The following is a 13,408-nucleotide window of genomic DNA, read 5'->3' as shown; positions in this document are numbered from 1 at the left end:
CCTCAGTCTAGTCCGCCGGTGCTGCCGTCTTCGCTAGGTAGGGTGAAGTCATACCGGACGCGCCGGCCCTTATCTTCGTAATCGATCGCCAGCTCGCGGGTAATGTGTACGGCGAGTTTTGCTCCCGGCTGTACGTAGATAGCATCAAAAGTTTGCCCGTAGCGCTGTTTAACCCACTCGGTGATTTCATCAGAACTGCCAGAAATGGCCTTGCCCAGAACGGCCTGTCCGGCGTCGCCGGTCAGCGTAGAGGTTACGCCGCCGTAGGCGTTGGTCTGGCTTGTCGTCTGGTTCTGGCCGATGGCGTCGCCCGCTGCGCCGGCCGCGCCCAGCAGTCCGATCGTTGGCAGATAGCTTGAAGCATTGGACTTGCGCGTGCCGGAGATACAGGGGATCCCGTTTTCATCTGAGATCCAGCCGATACCGCCACTGGTGCCGGTATCTTTTCCGCCGTTCTGGTTACTGTTGTTACCGCCTTTGCCGCTGCGGTCCGGTTTCGGCAGAGTACGTACGGTGCCGTCGGTAAACACAAACGTGACGCTGTTGACCTGACCACGCACGCAGGACAGAGTCCAGTCGCCGGAGGCGGTGCCGGAGACAATTGCGCCCTCAACGTCCGGCAGCTCGATGCCGTTGGCCGTCAGGTTGTCTTTGCCAATAAGCACCTTGAAAGGATACGGGTCGGTTACGGTGCCATTGATCGGCACGCGACCAAGTAGCGCCGTCATTGCGCGGCTGCCAATCAGTGTCGAGTTCTCCGGAAGCGTATAAACCGGTTCGGCTTCCTCTTCCGCGCCTTTTTCAGCAGTTGAGCCCTTAACCTGCTGCTCATAGCTGCCTTTTTGCTTCGTCAGCGCGTTTTTACTGAGAAACGACGTGGGAAATTTAGATTCGCCGGCGCTGCTGCCCGACGCGCCATTATTCTGTGCTGAAGAAGTGGATGGGCTGTCCTGCGGAGTGACCCACATCAGGCCATCACTGCCGGAGGCCGGTGCATTGCCACCGCCGGCACCCATGCCGTCGAGACCCAGACCCAACGGAATATCGCTGTCTGAACCTTTTGCCTTGTCAGCAATACCCTTACCGGCATTCTGCAGTTTATTCGTCAGTTCGTTGATTTTTGACGTCAGGACATTCTGCTGCTGTCGCATCTGATTCTCACGCTCGTGATAGCTTTTCTCCACGCCCTGAACTGCTTCATTGACCTGGCCGGAAACGTTGCTGTTGCGCTCGCGTAGTTTTTTATTCTCGTCCAGTAGCTGAGCATTCTGCTTATTCAGAGAGTCCTGCTGCTGGCGAACGGCGTTAAGTGAGCCTACGATGGTTTTGAGCGTATCCTGCGGCGTATCGCCCTCGATGCCGAGCGCCTTAAGCTCCTGCGGTGACAGATTCTTCAGCGCGTCGTCTGTCTGCGCATGTGCGGCCTGCGCGGCGGGATCCTGCGGCTTGCTTTTAAAGCTTTTCACCGCAATGAATCCGCCGCCGATCAGAATGGCCGGAACCAGCACTTTAACCAGACCGTTCGACTTAATTTTCATAGCGGATCACCTTCTGAGATGGGCGTGAAGCGCCCTTACGGGCAATGGACGGCTCGCGCACGAAAGCGTCATCAGGGCGGCCGGCCGTGACCAGGTAAAGTGTGGTGGTATCTTCCGGCGTGCCGGCGGCCCCCAGCCAGCGATGCTGAAAGGTGGCCGTTACAAACTGGCCCTGCAGTTCGCGCGGATCGAGTACCACTTTCTGTGATGAGCTGTTGCGGATCCTGAGCGCTACGACGGTACGACCGGCCACGCCCCAGCCGGCTACCGGCGTCACCGTCACGGGTGCTGAAGGGTACAGTGTTGTAATGCGTGACGGCAGGTGCGGATTAACGGGGTGAATGCCTGGCACGGCTTCAACGGTGCGCACCGGCGCGTAAAGGTTCTGAGCTGCGTAGCGTGTCAGCAGCACGGGAATGGGAGCCTTATAGCTGACCTTTTTACGCTTCGCCTGCGTGCTGTTGCTGTCACTACCGGATTTCTGCTCTGTACCAGCGGCCGCACTGCTGACCGTATTAACGTCACCGCTGTAAACGATTTTAACTGGCTCAGCTGAGGCAGTGGCGATCGTTCGGACGTCCAGCAGGATTACTTCACCGCTTTCCATGTCCTGCAGCTGCAAGCGGGTCTGGGGAAAATCACTTTCAGCTTTGAGATACACCGCGCCGCCGGTGCTCTGCACGCGCAGCTTGCCATTCAATGCAGGCGGAAAACCTACGCGTACGTTTTTATCAACAAAAATCACACGTTCCTGACCCGTTTTAAGGGGTATCTGTAGCGGTACGCGCTCCCATTTCATCAGTTCGTCCGCCTGTACCGGCGTGGAATGCATCATGACGGCCGGCAGCAATGAAAGCGTTATAGCGACAAGGCAGGCGCGGGAACGGAAGGTTAATGATGAATTCATCAGAACATCCCCTTATTACTTTGTTTCGGCTGTTCAGGCGCGGCAGACAGGCGCTGTGGAATGCCGTCATAACAGTCCAGTGCCATGCCAAACGGGTTTGTCTCAGAGTCTCCGTCCCAGCGCACGACTTTCAGGGGATAACGCACCATGGCACGTTTCACAGGCTCGGTGAGGTAATACTCATCGGCAACAAGATCGAGTTTTACGGTCCAGTTATCACGATCGATAACCTTCACGCTTTCACCTGAATAACCCCTACCAGGAATTTCATACACAACACGCACACGATCTGTAAGCTCGTTCCTCTCACCGCGTACCTTCGCGTCCTCCTCAAGAAACGCTTTGCACTGGGGCGTCAGGTAAGGCGAAAGCGACTGTATACGTGCTGGATAATCCGCTTTACCGTTTTTAGGCCAAGCGTTGAGCTGCTGAAAGATGTAATACGCAAATCCGTAGACGGTCGGAGGCGGGATTTCCCACCACGGGCGCGTACTGCCCTTGCGCAGGTCTGGCGGGTTGTGGATGGTCAGTTTTTCTGGCGCTCTCATCCAGCCACCCATCGCAGTCACCAGTAACAGCAGCAATACGATGCAGGCCGCCCGCAGTGTAAAAATATGCTGATCGCGGCCCTTAACCGCGTGGCGAAAACGACTCATTTGCTACTCCTGAGGTTTTTGCTGCGTCGCAGGGACCAGCCCCGCGAATGAATAATTAACCTGATATCTCCCAGCCCTATGCGGCACTTTTTCAGTTCAAACTGCTGCCAGAGATAACTCTCCGGTTTTCCCCGTTTTTTGCTGGCGAGCCATTTACCGCCAAAGGCAATGAAAAAAAGGGGGAAAAGCAGAGTGCTGGTTGGAATGGCAAGCCAGCCGAAAAAGAATGCGAAAGGCAGCGAGAGTACAAAACCGAATAAAACGCCAGTCAGCGCCGCCAGACCTAACTCGGGGGTATTAAACCCCCGGAATACGACAGGCTCTGAGTTCAGGCGATCCGGTAAAAATTTAATGGTCGCCATCGTGAAAGATTCCTCAGCCGATGACTTCTGCTGATTTGCCCAGCAGCCAAATAACCGCGACCAGCATCACAACCCCGACCACGACAATGGAGCCGAATTTAGTCCAGGAAGCACGGTCATTGCGCACTTCGCCGAAGGTAACAAGGCCAGCCTCTGCAACCTTAAAGAATGCGAATCCACAAAGCACAAGCCCCCCGAGAACGAGCCCATCCTGAACATGGCCGCTAAGCGTTCCCATCAAACCTGTGCCCGTACCGCTGGAGGTTGGACCCTCAACAGTTGGCAGGTCGGCAAGAGCGGGTTTGGCGGCAAATGCACTCAGCAGGCCAGCCGTCAGGATACGTGCCCAGGCTGATTTAGCTTTAGCCTGTGTTTTAGCGGTCACGCGGGTTACTGCCGATACAAATTTAGACATGATTTCACCTGTAAAAGAGTTGATTGAGGGTTAACTGCAAAACATCCAGATACTTACGACTAACAATAAAACTGAGCGGACAACGGCTCTGCCCATTGCGCCTTCCTTCAAACGCTCATTTGTCCAGCCTGAGTAAACATCAACGATTGCCCATGCTGCCCAAAAGAAAAGGAAGCCGATCAACAGCCCGAGACAGAGCAGGTGCAGCAGATTCGGTTCAACATTTCCGGAAGCCGCTTTAAAAGCGGTCTCCTGCGCAGCAGTCATCGCCATCAGGGACGCTCCCGGCGGTAATTTCCCGCTACGCCAGATAAATCGCGTGGCTGAGCACGTGTTGGTTCCAGATAACGGTCAATGCCGGCGCTGATAGTCTTCAGATCGCTACTAGCCCGCTGATAATCGAAGAAATAGCGACCACGCTCCGACGGATCAGCCTGTGCTGCGGCAACCCGCGCCCGTTCCAGCGAAGCCTGAACCTGGACGATCATTCGCTGCGCGGATGCCAGCTCGTCTTTCTCAGATGCAGACGCCGGAGAGGACGCGAGAAAAGTCAGGCCCAGCACACCGCCGCATAAAAGAAGTCGTGTTGCCGGACGAAGAGATTTCATATGCACCTCCAGTGGTTGTTGAGTGCGGTAAGCATGCGAAATCTGCCTGCAGGGTTCAGCCGTTAACTCTTTTTGGGAAAATAAAAATTTAGAGAGCAGCGCAAATGCTGCTTGAGTTAGAGGTGATATGAACTGATTGTTGTAACTAATTTAAATGAACTGACGCACCGCTATGCGGCTTGTCTGCTGACGGCAGGCACCTGAAAACAAGTTTCAAGTGCCTCCGCCCAGCTCTGGGATAACGAGATTGGCCTGATAAATTTATTTCTGGTGCGGATAATTAATAGTGTGTTTTGGAAGTACGCCGATGAAAAAATCGCAGACTGAAAAGTCAGACTGCGATTTCTCATGGTTAGAGATATTTTTTGAACGAAGCGGTTGTTACCGTAATGGTAAGCCCAAGCATTAACGCTGCAGGCAGTAGCAGAAGGTTTGGATAGACAGCGGAAGGCCATGAAAGGTAGGCCATCACCGGTAGATACACAGCGGGTTTGATCAACCTTTTCGCGCGGTGATACAAAAATGACGACTCATAACCGGCCCCAAATCGACGCAGGTCGCGGCGCCCAAGCCCTTCAACCACGGCAACACTAATAACCAGTATGAATAGCGGCACAGACAGAGCAATGATAGTCACGCGGACCAGCGTTACGATGGAAACATATACTGTAGCCAGCATATACTGCTGAAGGTAATTTCCAAGCCAGCTGCTGGCCCCCTTGAGATTGCGCGACACCTCGTTGCCGCTGTTCATCTCGGCCTGATATGTATCCTGTATCCACCTGATGATCCCGCTGTCCACCAACGCCCATTGATAGGCATCAGTAACCCAGCGAGTGACCGTTTCTGCTGGCTCTGAAAGCAACAGGCTGCGAGTAAAGTCAGAAGACAGATAGCTAAACTCGGTATTCATCACCGCCTGGCTGTGCGCGGCACCCATTTCAGGCCAGAAGAAAGCGATCCCGACGTATTCAATGATCAGGCTAACCACAAGTGAAGCCAGAATGACGCCAATGAGCTTCCACGGCCAGCCCCAGACGAGGTTATAGAGCAGGCCGTGCTCGCGCGGTTGGACGGGTTGTTGCTGCGGATATTGCTGCGGTGCGGTACGACGAGCCTCAGCCATTATTATCTCCTTTCACCGGTGCTGCAGCTGAAATGCGACTGTCCCACCATCCTTCGCTGCTGTGATAGTTACGACGCATCTCTTCAGCTAGGCGCGCTATATTTTCAGGCATATGCACGTCGCCGGCATCGCCCGCTGGCAGCGGCATGCGTATTTTCCAGAGCTGGCCGCCTTCAAGCAGCGCAAACGCCTGGCCTTTTGGCAGGGTGACAATGTCAGAAGGCTCAAGAAGCGGCACTTTGATAGTCCCGACGCGGTCCTGAGTACTGGACGTAAAGTCATGGTTTACAGTGACGTCAGCTGAATCCTGATGCCCTGAGACCAGCGTTTTGCTGTAGATTTCAACCTGAGGCAGCTGCGAGGTAAGCAGTTCGGCCGTTCGGTTCTCCCTTACGCGCAGCATAATCAGATTGTTAAAGTTACCCTGCACCTGGGAAGTTTTAGCCGCGCTACCGATCCGCGCCTCAATGTCTGAGGACGTCTGCGTATAAGCCGTTACCTGCATACCGGCGCCTCCGCCTTTATTGATGAGGGGAATGAACTCATTTCCCATCAGTTCATTAAACTCATCGCAGTGCAGGTTAATTGCCTCTTTAGTCTCTTTTGAACCAGGCAGGCCACCGTTGATGCCGTGCTTGTAGATATGACCGGCCACACTAACCAAATCGGCAAACATACTGTTACCTACAGCGCTGGCAACCTCACTGTCACTAAGGGCATCCAGTCCCACATACACAATGCCCTTTTTACGTATTACTTGTTCCCAGTCAAAAATGGGGCGCGAGTCGTCCATGTTCAGGTAGTCCGGAGACAACAGCTCTGCTGTTTTACCTGTAGTGAGTTTTTCCAGCAGAGGCAGGAGCGACGCAACGATTTTATCGAAGTAGGTACGGTCATAACGTACTGCTGAGCGCAGGCCATCGAGTATCGGATCATAAAGTTGCTGTCCCGCTTCCGAGCTCAGCGCCACCTCAACCGCCCAGATGCGTACAGCTTCAGGCTGTCCCTGCATAGAGCGCGGAACGTCGTCCTCGCTGAATGCGTTGGCGTTATTTTCAATCTGACTGTTCAGCTCGGGCAGCTGCTCGGTAATAATTTTTTCGGCATAACGCAGGTATAGATCGGCAATGTTGTTTACATAACGAGTAATCAGGGTGTAATCCGGGCGCTCGCCAAGCGCAACCAGCGCCCGGGCAACAATATTCACGAATCGCCAGGCAAACTCACGGAACGCCGCACTGTTACCTTCTCCGCTGAGCTGGCCGGCGACGCGGGTTGCGACCTCTGAAACCCGGCCAAAACGTCCTACGGCGTTATAGCGTGCAGAGATATCAGGCCAGCCCAGATGGAAAACCGTCAGCTCATCGCCCCTTCCCGCCCGGTGCGCCTCAGCCCAAACTCTTTTCAGCAAGTCTGCATCGCCTTTCGGATCGAAAACGATGGTGACGTCTCCGCGACGTATATCCTGAGTAATCAGCAGCTCTGCCAAGCGCGTTTTACCCACACGTGTTGTGCCATAAACAACGGTATGGCCGACACGCTCCCGCAAATCGAGCGTAACGTCACTTTCATTCGGTTCAATGCCGTGTATTGCCGGGTTACCGCCAACCGGAGGCAGCGGGCGAACAGGATTAACCACAGTATCAGCACTGAGTAACCTGCCGATAGACGGAAACCTTTTTTCCGTCGCTTCCTCCAGATGACGAGCCAGCTGATACAGCCGGGAAGGCTGCAAATAGTGCGCGACTTCCGGACGCAACGTATCGCGCAGGCGCTGTGTATGCTTCTGAGTCCAGCGGAACCCTCTGCCCAAAAAAAGCCGGCGCTTGCTGACAGGGATCTGTTTTGACGTCATAACATACCGTGGCAGACGACGCAGATTACGGCGATAACGGACAACCTGCATGCCCTGCCGGGCACGAATAACTGACAGAACAGCGAATCCGCTGGCGGTGACATAGCTGACTGAAGGCGCGAGCGCGACCGCCCAGGGTGCCGTGACACATACGACAGCTGCTGTTCCGGCGGCTACCGCTGTATTCAGTTCAACCGCCGGGCGCAGAAGCGCCTCGATAACGTATTTATTACTCACCGGGAAAACTCCTCTATTTGTTTACCTGCCAGCAGGTTCAGTAATCTTTGTCCGCTGATGATCTCCAGCTGCTGTGTCCCCCTGCTGACGTCCCTGCTTTTCTGGCCTGTCCGTCCCGTGTGAATAAACAGGCCGCGCTGGCCCATGCGTGTCAGCAGTGCGTCAAAATCTCTGACATGCGCCGGCACGATAGCCTGGCTGTAACGCTTGGCCTGGATAAGCCAGCATTCGCCATTGATGTGCGCCTTTCCGTCCAGCCCGCCGTCACCGCTATATGAAGGGTTACGCTGAATGCGGTATCCCTGGCGCTCAAATGCCAACAGCAGCAATTCTTCAAACACATAAGGATTTATTTTCCGCAGATAACTCATGCGCTGACCGTCTCCTCCAAGCTGTCTGAGGCGTACATAAACTCGCTCTGCATTCTCACGATATTGGCGATGGCGCCGCTCTCTGGCTGTCTGCCGGCGAAAGCGCCAGAACAGAAAAATCATCAGCGCCAGTAGCAAGACAAAAATGACTGGATTTGCTATTAGCAATGCAGCTATCTGAGGAGCGGCTATCACTGCACCACCACCTGAGACAGGCCCGTATCCGTAATAAGCACCGGGTAGTGAGCCAGCTGCAGGCGGCGCGCAAGCTCAGAGCCTGATGAGGGTGCCAGCTGCAAACCGGGCGCCAGTTTGCGCAGCTCTGCCAGAGACTCCATGTTCTCAATGTTTACTACCAGACCTGCTGCGTTTCTTGCGGCCAGCTGCCGTGCGTTTTGCTGCAGCCAACCCCGGGAGTAACTATCATCACCAATAATGAAGAGCGATCCGATCCCTGGCAGCTGTAGCGCCCGGGGAGAGACATTGCCGGGCGACAGTTCAGGCGTATAAACAGGAAGCATGGCAGCTTCACCCCGCCTGACAGGATCAGCGGGCGCTGGCGGCGTATCCTGCCGGTTTACTGCATCAAAAAACGGCTGCGTGCTCACGCCGCCTAAATCAGCGATAACGTTGAGTTCAGCCAGGGCTGCGGGAGAAAAAGCAATGAATGCGGTTAGGATGAGTTTATTAAGCTTCATGATCACTGACTCCGGGGATTTATCCAGACAATGTCGGTATCCGGCATTGACACGGATGCTGTCTGCTCAACTGCAGTAGCCGCCGGCAGATGCGGCGATGACTGGAGCATAGCCAGCTTGATTTTGACGAAAGCGCGGTAGCGGGCAGCGGGTGCGCCGCCTGCAGGATGGTGATAGCAGCCGGCAGCATCGAGCCAGCTGCCGGGTTTTCTGTCCCAGCATTCGCGCAGGATGGCGGCGGCGGCATTGAGATTCTTGTACGGATCCAGCGCATCCCAGGTTGAAGCAAAGCGCTGACCATTCCAGCCCAGGTTAACCTGAGCGATCCCCACATCAATACGCTTAAGGGAGTTGGTCTTCATAAAGACCTGCAGCGCCTGCCAGGCTTCCAGGCGAGATTTATAACGGTACCCTTTGCCTGCAACGTTGAGAGTCCACGGCCACGGGCGCTCTCCCTGTGGTAGCCTGCGGGATGACTCCTGCAGGCTGACGGAATAAAGGGATTCTGGCGGCACGTTATGAGCCTGAGCTACGCGTACATAACCATCTGGAACAACCTGTTTATTACCGGCGAACGTAGACAGTGAAAGCAGCAATAATGCCGCTCCGGTCAGAATGCGGCGAGCTGCCATCCGTTTTCCCCCTGCTGCAAAACAACGGGCATCATGCCGTTACCGAACCGCATCCAGCGACCGCCGTCGTGATTCAGCGTTATCTGGCGGCTACGTACTCGATCAAACGGAATATGATGATCCTTTGCCCAGCCGCGCAGCTTATCGTCATCCCCCTGGCTATCTACGAGATAGATATCAACCGGCCGGTTGTCAGCCAGTACGGCAACCAGGCGCGCATCACACTGGCCGCAATTAGCCGACTTCACAAACAGCGCCAGCCGGCCGCCAGTATCGTGAGCAATGCCGGCCGCGTTACCCATATTGACGGCAAGAGTTTCGGGATACAGGCGTTTCCAGGCAGCGGTGACTTCGCGCTGGAAATCCAGCTCCTTCTGGGTACGTGCAAATTCCTCCTTTACCCATTTTTCAGCGTACTTACGACGTTCAGCCTGGTTCCTCGCCTCAATTCCCAGCGTAGAGAGAGGATCCAGCCCTGGAGACTGAACACCTCGCGGGCCGTTCATCAGCGTCTGATAGCGCTGGTAATCATCCTTATTCAGTCCCCACTGCCCGGCCTGCTGCTGAAGATTCTGCACGCTGCTGTCCTGCATACTCTGCCCCTGAATCCCGGCGGCTTCGCGCGTTGAATCAGTAACCTGAATATTTGCCTGCGCAGAGCAGCAAAACATGAATAACGCAATATTAAGTATTTTGTGCTTCATATCGCCTCCGTTAGCGGACGTTAAGAGTCGTTACACGACCGTTAACGCGAAACTGAGCCTGCCCGTAACCGGTATTAATCAGGGTCCAGCCACTGACGGTCTGCCCCTCACCTACCAGGCGGATTTCAGAAAGCGAACTGAATCCCAGCGGCGCGATGGCCGCGAACGATGTCGTTCCCCGCTTTTCAACGCCGGTCAGTACAAACGGCGCTTTACGGGCCACGGTTGTTACTGCAGGGTGCGACTTAGCGGGTGCCGGCTTTTTTGCTTCGGGCTCTGCTTTTTTCTCCGGGGTAGCCTGTTGCGCTTTTTGAGGTGTCTGCTGCAGTACCGTAACGGATTGTTCAAGTGCAGCCTGACGGCTCTGTAGTGCGGTCTGTGAATCAGTAAGCTGCGCAACCGACTGGCGCAGCTTACTCACAGCGTCAGGCAGGCCACGGTCAGCCTCTGCAGTAAGTGATCTTCGCATTTGCTCAATCCGGGCCTGCTGAAGCTTTATCGCGGCGCTTTGTGCATCAATCGTTTTCTGTAGGGGTTCAAGATCCGACTTGGTCAGTGCCTGCGTGTAAATTACATTCTGCTGTTTCTCGGTATGGCTGAGACGCTGATCCACCGACACGCCTGCGCGAAGCGAGATAACCGCCAGACCAAGTGCTGCAACTGAGAGTGTTGCAAGACCAATTAACGGGAGGCGACGTTTTACTGCAGCAAACCTACCGGATAATGGCGAAATGCCAGCGGAGGCGTTTTGTTTATCAAGTGAGGTATCAAGGCTCATTTTGTCAGCCACCCTCCGCGAACAGGCTGCGCCTGAATAGGTCGTGGTGCGATCGACTGAGCAGCACCAGCGGGCGCAAGCGTATAGGAACTGGTCGGGCGCGGCGGCAGCTGCGTTGCTGGCAGCTGATAACCAGCGCGCAGGCTGTGGCAGACAACGCGTTGTACGTCGTCAACTTCCAGCTCCCATGCTGGACCGGCCAGCACCTGAAGAGCGGTACGCAGGCGTATAGGACCAAGCTGAAACTGCACGGCTGGCAGCGGCTGACGATACAGCACGCCGTTGGCTGGGCCGGTCTGACACAGCGAGTAGCCTGACTGTTTCAGGGCATAGCGCATGGCGTCTGCAACGGTTGGCTGAACAGAGGAAGGAATACGGACGTCAATAATCTGTGAGAGCGGGTCACGCTGCACGGCCTGAGGATCTGTGCTGACCAGCAGATATCGGTCGTAACGCACCACTTCAGGCGTACGCGCATAAACATCATCAGCAGGCGTCTGGATATTGCGGGAAACGCTAACCGGAGGAACCGGTTCGGAGGGCGCCCGTTCCTGCAGTTTCTGGGGTTGCTGAACGCAACCCGCCAGAAGCGCAAGCGGTAAAGCAACAAATACGGCATTGAGTTTCATCTAAAAAGTTCCTGTACAGTGAGAACAGGCCTCACTGTGCGCAACTCTTCAGCGTGCTTCTATCAACAACTCTTTTTTGATTTACAAAAAAAAACGCCGACCGGAGTCAGCGTTTTTTATTCAGCACTATCAGGCGACCTGATGGGGCGGGTGCGTTACGTCACCTCGTCCCTGCAACAGGCCATCGACAGAAACATCTTCGTCAAGTGCGTCCCAGTGGATACCACGGGGAGACAGTTCATAGTTTTTCAGCTGTTCGGCAGACGCGTTGCGAAGGCGGGGAAACCACGAAAGCGGTACGCCGATTATTCGCTCGTCTGAGAGTTCGACCCACATAGTGTGATGATCGAACCGAACGTTCTTAGCTGAAATAATCATTCCAGGCCTCCAGAAGCATGGGTTGGTGTTGCCTTATCAAAATCATCAGCTCTTTAACCGTCCTGGAGTCAAATCCGTCGTTACGCGCCAGTTTTACAACCGGTTCCAGCCAGAATTTCGCTTCTGTACCGGCCTTCATCACATGAATGTGAGCAGGTTCGCGCGGATTGCCCTCGTTGGAGTAGAAAAAAAACCGAAAACCGTTCAGCCGTAGTATGACAGGCATCGTCAGTAACCTTTGAGAGATTATGGTGAAATTTAATGCAGCGGTCAAAGACGCTGCGAAGGGTTAAAGTGATGCTGCAGCATGTTTCGCTATGCCATAACCGTGTCCAAGGAACGGTATGTCATCATCCCAGTCTCCTGCAGGCTGCGACTGCGGTGCAGGTTGCTGAGGAGCGGGCTGAGCGGCATTGTTACGCTGCGAACCACGATTTCCTTTCCCTTTATTTCCGCTGTTTTTTTGCTGCGGAGCGGGATCAGGCTGTGACGGCGGCTGCTGAGACTGACCCCAGCCACCACTGTACTGCTGCTGACCGCTGTTTTGTGAGCGGCCTCCTAACATCTGCAGGGTACCGCCAACGTTCACTACCACTTCTATGGTGTATCTGTCCTGCCCACTCTGATCCTGCCATTTTCGAGTGCGCAGTTGACCCTCAATATAAACCTGGGAGCCTTTGCGAAGGTATTCGCCGGCGACCTCTGCCAGCCTGCCAAACAGCACCACACGATGCCATTCGGTAACTTCCCGGTTTTCACCGGTTTGTTTATCACGCCAGGATTCAGATGTTGCCAGTGAAATGTTAGCGACCGCACCACCGTTAGGCAGATATCGAATTTCAGGATCCTGACCAAGATTGCCGACCAGAATAACTTTGTTAACGCCGCGTGAGGACATAGCATGCTCCTTAAGGGGAAAAACCTGCTCAGTGAAAAGCAGGTTTTGGTTGGCAATCAGAATGAATTCTCGGCGTAGGATTGCTGCTGAGAAGCAGCATTCTGTGCCTGTTGCGGTTCAGCGCGTTCAGTCTTGTAGACCATGTCCTGACCTATCTTGATCCAGTCCACCTTAATCAGGCGGGCTTTCAGACTGACGCGGCTTTCACCGGCATGCTCACCATTTTTCAACTGAAAAATGTCCGTTGATGGGTTGCTGAGAACGAAGCCAATCAGCACTTTCTTATCTTCATCCACCGCTTTCTGACAACGGTTAATGAGGCTGCTGGCTTCTTTGCCGGCAACGGTGACATCGAAACGCACATAAGAAGGGCTGTCACTCGGACCTGACAATGCGTTAATCACGCAACTGATAAAGGTTCCGGTCTGCGCATTAACTTGGCGAACGTTACTGAGATATCCCAGACCGTTGATGGTCAGGTTGAAGTAGTCTTTAGATTTGCCGTTGTTGTTGGCAGAAGATGAGTTAGGTGCAGACATGATGTTTTCTCCATGGAGGTCAAAATTGGTTCGACGGAGAAAACTTCTGCCCTGACGGGAGAAGTATTCCCGTCGGG

The 13,408-nt window shown here is 54.5% G+C and carries 19 protein-coding genes; all 19 read right to left on the bottom strand.

The genetic code is table 11. The features are described from left to right. Positions 1-2: 2 nt before the first annotated feature. The 19 genes from LB453_RS22325 to LB453_RS22235 all read right to left on the bottom strand — a co-directional run bounded on the left by LB453_RS22325 (position 3) and on the right by LB453_RS22235 (position 13,331). The gene (locus LB453_RS22325; RefSeq protein ID WP_103797194.1) at positions 3-1,538 is read right to left on the bottom strand and encodes a TIGR03752 family integrating conjugative element protein; all 1,536 of its coding nucleotides are present in this window, start codon (positions 1,536-1,538) and stop codon (positions 3-5) included. Then, positions 1,528-2,445, bottom strand: a complete 918-nt coding sequence (locus LB453_RS22320; RefSeq protein WP_103797193.1) for a TIGR03749 family integrating conjugative element protein — start codon at positions 2,443-2,445, stop codon at positions 1,528-1,530. The genes LB453_RS22325 and LB453_RS22320 overlap by 11 nt, the downstream gene beginning before the upstream one ends. Next, the gene (locus LB453_RS22315; protein ID WP_103797192.1) at positions 2,445-3,101 is read right to left on the bottom strand and encodes a PFL_4703 family integrating conjugative element protein; all 657 of its coding nucleotides are present in this window, start codon (positions 3,099-3,101) and stop codon (positions 2,445-2,447) included. The genes LB453_RS22320 and LB453_RS22315 overlap by 1 nt, the downstream gene beginning before the upstream one ends. Then, positions 3,098-3,463, bottom strand: a complete 366-nt coding sequence (locus LB453_RS22310; RefSeq protein ID WP_103797191.1) for a TIGR03750 family conjugal transfer protein — start codon at positions 3,461-3,463, stop codon at positions 3,098-3,100. Before LB453_RS22310 ends, LB453_RS22315 begins: the two co-directional genes overlap by 4 nt. Positions 3,464-3,476: 13 nt before the next feature. Continuing rightward, positions 3,477-3,878 (bottom strand): TIGR03745 family integrating conjugative element membrane protein, encoded by a 402-nt coding sequence (locus tag LB453_RS22305; protein ID WP_103797190.1) that lies wholly within the window; start codon positions 3,876-3,878, stop codon positions 3,477-3,479. Positions 3,879-3,908: 30 nt separating this feature from the next. Continuing rightward, a complete protein-coding gene (locus tag LB453_RS22300; RefSeq protein ID WP_103797189.1) occupies positions 3,909-4,151 on the bottom strand; it encodes a TIGR03758 family integrating conjugative element protein in 243 nt (80 codons plus the stop codon). Continuing rightward, the gene (locus tag LB453_RS22295; RefSeq protein WP_103797188.1) at positions 4,151-4,486 is read right to left on the bottom strand and encodes an RAQPRD family integrative conjugative element protein; all 336 of its coding nucleotides are present in this window, start codon (positions 4,484-4,486) and stop codon (positions 4,151-4,153) included. Before LB453_RS22295 ends, LB453_RS22300 begins: the two co-directional genes overlap by 1 nt. A gap of 352 nt (positions 4,487-4,838) precedes the next feature. Then, complete coding sequence (locus LB453_RS22290) at positions 4,839-5,612, bottom strand: TIGR03747 family integrating conjugative element membrane protein (protein ID WP_224481796.1); 774 nt, start codon at positions 5,610-5,612, stop codon at positions 4,839-4,841. Beyond that, a complete protein-coding gene (gene traD / locus LB453_RS22285) occupies positions 5,605-7,704 on the bottom strand; it encodes a type IV conjugative transfer system coupling protein TraD (RefSeq protein WP_103797186.1) in 2,100 nt (699 codons plus the stop codon). The genes LB453_RS22290 and traD overlap by 8 nt, the downstream gene beginning before the upstream one ends. Next, entirely contained in the window at positions 7,701-8,270 is a 570-nt protein-coding gene (locus LB453_RS22280; protein WP_103797185.1) for a restriction endonuclease, read from the bottom strand. The genes traD and LB453_RS22280 overlap by 4 nt, the downstream gene beginning before the upstream one ends. Continuing rightward, complete coding sequence (locus tag LB453_RS22275) at positions 8,267-8,773, bottom strand: integrating conjugative element protein (RefSeq protein WP_103797184.1); 507 nt, start codon at positions 8,771-8,773, stop codon at positions 8,267-8,269. The genes LB453_RS22280 and LB453_RS22275 overlap by 4 nt, the downstream gene beginning before the upstream one ends. 2 nt (positions 8,774-8,775) lie before the next feature. After that, the gene (locus tag LB453_RS22270) at positions 8,776-9,405 is read right to left on the bottom strand and encodes a lytic transglycosylase domain-containing protein (RefSeq protein WP_103797183.1); all 630 of its coding nucleotides are present in this window, start codon (positions 9,403-9,405) and stop codon (positions 8,776-8,778) included. After that, positions 9,384-10,109 (bottom strand): TIGR03759 family integrating conjugative element protein, encoded by a 726-nt coding sequence (locus tag LB453_RS22265; RefSeq protein WP_103797182.1) that lies wholly within the window; start codon positions 10,107-10,109, stop codon positions 9,384-9,386. Before LB453_RS22265 ends, LB453_RS22270 begins: the two co-directional genes overlap by 22 nt. 10 nt (positions 10,110-10,119) lie before the next feature. Further along, entirely contained in the window at positions 10,120-10,887 is a 768-nt protein-coding gene (locus tag LB453_RS22260) for a DUF2275 domain-containing protein (RefSeq protein WP_103797181.1), read from the bottom strand. Beyond that, entirely contained in the window at positions 10,884-11,516 is a 633-nt protein-coding gene (locus tag LB453_RS22255; protein WP_103797180.1) for a PilL N-terminal domain-containing protein, read from the bottom strand. Before LB453_RS22255 ends, LB453_RS22260 begins: the two co-directional genes overlap by 4 nt. 129 nt (positions 11,517-11,645) lie before the next feature. After that, positions 11,646-11,894, bottom strand: coding sequence for a DUF2442 domain-containing protein (locus tag LB453_RS22250; protein ID WP_103797179.1), 249 nt, complete (start codon positions 11,892-11,894; stop codon positions 11,646-11,648). Continuing rightward, positions 11,878-12,120, bottom strand: coding sequence for a DUF4160 domain-containing protein (locus LB453_RS22245; RefSeq protein WP_103797178.1), 243 nt, complete (start codon positions 12,118-12,120; stop codon positions 11,878-11,880). Before LB453_RS22245 ends, LB453_RS22250 begins: the two co-directional genes overlap by 17 nt. A gap of 63 nt (positions 12,121-12,183) precedes the next feature. Further along, complete coding sequence (locus LB453_RS22240) at positions 12,184-12,792, bottom strand: single-stranded DNA-binding protein (protein ID WP_103797177.1); 609 nt, start codon at positions 12,790-12,792, stop codon at positions 12,184-12,186. Positions 12,793-12,848: 56 nt separating this feature from the next. Then, positions 12,849-13,331: an STY4534 family ICE replication protein gene (locus LB453_RS22235; protein WP_103797176.1), complete on the bottom strand. Its 483-nt coding sequence runs from the start codon at positions 13,329-13,331 to the stop codon at positions 12,849-12,851. Positions 13,332-13,408 lie beyond the last annotated feature (77 nt).

Origin of the sequence: Pantoea agglomerans (genome assembly GCF_020149765.1) — a bacterium.
Lineage (GTDB): Bacteria > Pseudomonadota > Gammaproteobacteria > Enterobacterales > Enterobacteriaceae > Pantoea > Pantoea alvi.
The sequence above is the reverse complement of the archived record's forward strand: the minus strand, read 5'-3'. Positions and strand labels throughout refer to the sequence as shown.

Coding starts and splice junctions, on each gene's coding strand:
- LB453_RS22325 (WP_103797194.1), bottom strand. CDS start 1,538: ATGAAAATTAAGTCGAACGGTCTGGTTAAAGTGCTGGTTCCGGCCATT.
- LB453_RS22320 (WP_103797193.1), bottom strand. CDS start 2,445: ATGAATTCATCATTAACCTTCCGTTCCCGCGCCTGCCTTGTCGCTATA.
- LB453_RS22315 (WP_103797192.1), bottom strand. CDS start 3,101: ATGAGTCGTTTTCGCCACGCGGTTAAGGGCCGCGATCAGCATATTTTT.
- LB453_RS22310 (WP_103797191.1), bottom strand. CDS start 3,463: ATGGCGACCATTAAATTTTTACCGGATCGCCTGAACTCAGAGCCTGTC.
- LB453_RS22305 (WP_103797190.1), bottom strand. CDS start 3,878: ATGTCTAAATTTGTATCGGCAGTAACCCGCGTGACCGCTAAAACACAG.
- LB453_RS22300 (WP_103797189.1), bottom strand. CDS start 4,151: ATGGCGATGACTGCTGCGCAGGAGACCGCTTTTAAAGCGGCTTCCGGA.
- LB453_RS22295 (WP_103797188.1), bottom strand. CDS start 4,486: ATGAAATCTCTTCGTCCGGCAACACGACTTCTTTTATGCGGCGGTGTG.
- LB453_RS22290 (WP_224481796.1), bottom strand. CDS start 5,612: ATGGCTGAGGCTCGTCGTACCGCACCGCAGCAATATCCGCAGCAACAA.
- LB453_RS22275 (WP_103797184.1), bottom strand. CDS start 8,773: ATGAAGCTTAATAAACTCATCCTAACCGCATTCATTGCTTTTTCTCCC.
- LB453_RS22270 (WP_103797183.1), bottom strand. CDS start 9,405: ATGGCAGCTCGCCGCATTCTGACCGGAGCGGCATTATTGCTGCTTTCA.
- LB453_RS22265 (WP_103797182.1), bottom strand. CDS start 10,109: ATGAAGCACAAAATACTTAATATTGCGTTATTCATGTTTTGCTGCTCT.
- LB453_RS22260 (WP_103797181.1), bottom strand. CDS start 10,887: ATGAGCCTTGATACCTCACTTGATAAACAAAACGCCTCCGCTGGCATT.
- LB453_RS22255 (WP_103797180.1), bottom strand. CDS start 11,516: ATGAAACTCAATGCCGTATTTGTTGCTTTACCGCTTGCGCTTCTGGCG.
- LB453_RS22250 (WP_103797179.1), bottom strand. CDS start 11,894: ATGATTATTTCAGCTAAGAACGTTCGGTTCGATCATCACACTATGTGG.
- LB453_RS22245 (WP_103797178.1), bottom strand. CDS start 12,120: ATGCCTGTCATACTACGGCTGAACGGTTTTCGGTTTTTTTTCTACTCC.
- LB453_RS22240 (WP_103797177.1), bottom strand. CDS start 12,792: ATGTCCTCACGCGGCGTTAACAAAGTTATTCTGGTCGGCAATCTTGGT.
- LB453_RS22235 (WP_103797176.1), bottom strand. CDS start 13,331: ATGTCTGCACCTAACTCATCTTCTGCCAACAACAACGGCAAATCTAAA.